A 1,634-nucleotide genomic window follows, 5' to 3' on the forward strand; every position below is an offset into this window, starting at 1 on the left:
GACGTCCTCGCGACGCTCGACGACGGCACGGCGCGGGCCCGCCGCACCGCCGCGGGGGCCACGCTCGACGCCGACCGGCGCGCCCGGGACGCGGCCGCCCGCGTGCCCGTCCCCGACCCGGTCTGGCTCGCCCGGCTGGACGCCGCGATCGCCACGGACCGCGCGGGGGTGACCGACGCCGACCGGGCGGTCGACGCGACCGTGCTGCGCGCGCCCCAGGACGGCACCGTCACCGACGTCGCGGTCCGCCCCGGCGACCGGATCACCGACACCTCGCCGCCCGCCCTGCGCCTGGCCGACCTCGGCACGCTCGTCGTGGCGGCGGGCCTCGGGCCGCGGGACGTGGCCGGCGTGGCCGTCGGTGCGGAGGTCGCGGTCACGCTGGACAGCGCAGGGCCCGACGGCGCCGCGCCGGGCCCGACCACGGTCCCGGGCCGCGTCGCCGAGGTGGCGCCGGCGCCCGGGCCCGACGGGCGCTACGGCCTCGTCGTCGAGACCCTCCTGCCGCCGACGGCGCGGATCGGGACCCCGGCCGAGGTCGCCGTCGTGCTCGCGCGCCACGTCGACGTCCTCGTGGTGCCCGCCGCCGCCCTCGGACACGGGCCGGTGGGACCGGTCGTGCTGGTGAGCGGTCCGGACGGTGTCCGCGCACGCCGCGTCGCCGTGGGGCTGACCGGGCCGGAGGGCGTGGAGATCGTCGACGGGCTGGTCGAGGGCGACCTCGTCGTGGTGCCCGGCCCTCAGCGCACCGCGTCGTAGCTCGTGCCCAGCGCGGCGGCGAGCAGGTCGGCGGAGGCCGTGCCCGCGTTCCCGGTGTCGCGGTAGAGCCCGACCTTCCAGTAGCTCGAGAGTCCCGGGTACAGCGTGCCCCCGGGCGGCCGGAAGCCCGCGATCTTCTGCTGGCCGTCGAGCCACACGTCGACCTGCCCCTTCGCGGGGTCGGACGAGAACCGGATGCCGACGACGATCTCGACCGGCTTCCCGGTGACCACCGGCGCGATGTCGGTCGAGAACAGCCGCGCCCCGCCGGGCCGGCCGTAGCCGCCACCGAGCACGAAGCGGCCCTTCTCGACGCGCACCTCCAAAGGCGGCGAGCCGGTCCCGTCGTTCTTCCACTGGGTCGCGAGCTGGAAGCCCCGCGGGTCGGTCGGGAAGGTCGTCGGTAGCACGTAGGTGAGCCGGAAGTAGCGGGTCTGGCCCTCGGTGAACTCGGGGACGTCCGGCTCGATCTCGGCGCGCTGCGACCCCGACGGGACGGTGAACCGGATCGCCTTCGGGGGCCCGTCGACGACGCGGACGCTCGCGCGGTCGGTGATGTTGTACGGCGTGTCCTTGAACCCCGCGAGGCCCGTCGTGGCGATGGCGCCGTTCCACAGCGCCCGCGGTGCGGTGGTCGAGGTCGTCGTCGTGGTCGGCGCGGTGGTCGTGGTCGGCGCGGTGGTCGTGGTCGGTGCGGGCGACGTGGTGGTGATCGGCGTGGTGGTGGTGGTGGGCGGCGTGGTCGTCGTCGGCTTGACCGACGCCATGACCGGGACGACCTTCGGGAGGACCACGGGCGGGAGCGCCACGACCGGCGGTGCCGTCGTGGTGGTGGTGGTCGTCGTCGGGGGCGGCGTGGTGGTCGTCGTCGGGGG

Annotated in this window: 2 protein-coding genes; one reads left to right on the top strand and one right to left on the bottom strand. The window is 76.7% G+C overall.

All coding sequences use genetic code 11. The features are described from left to right. On the top strand, positions 1–759 hold a 759-nt coding region (locus AC0CYZ_RS22965; protein ID WP_472219623.1), incomplete at its 5' end, for an efflux RND transporter periplasmic adaptor subunit. Here the strand turns inward: AC0CYZ_RS22965 and AC0CYZ_RS22970 are convergent. Further along, positions 741–1,526: a heparin lyase I family protein gene (locus AC0CYZ_RS22970; protein ID WP_472219625.1), complete on the bottom strand. Its 786-nt coding sequence runs from the start codon at positions 1,524–1,526 to the stop codon at positions 741–743. The genes AC0CYZ_RS22965 and AC0CYZ_RS22970 overlap by 19 nt on opposite strands. Between the last annotated feature and the right edge of the window lie 108 nt (positions 1,527–1,634).

It is taken from the genome of Actinomycetospora sp., assembly GCF_055612215.1.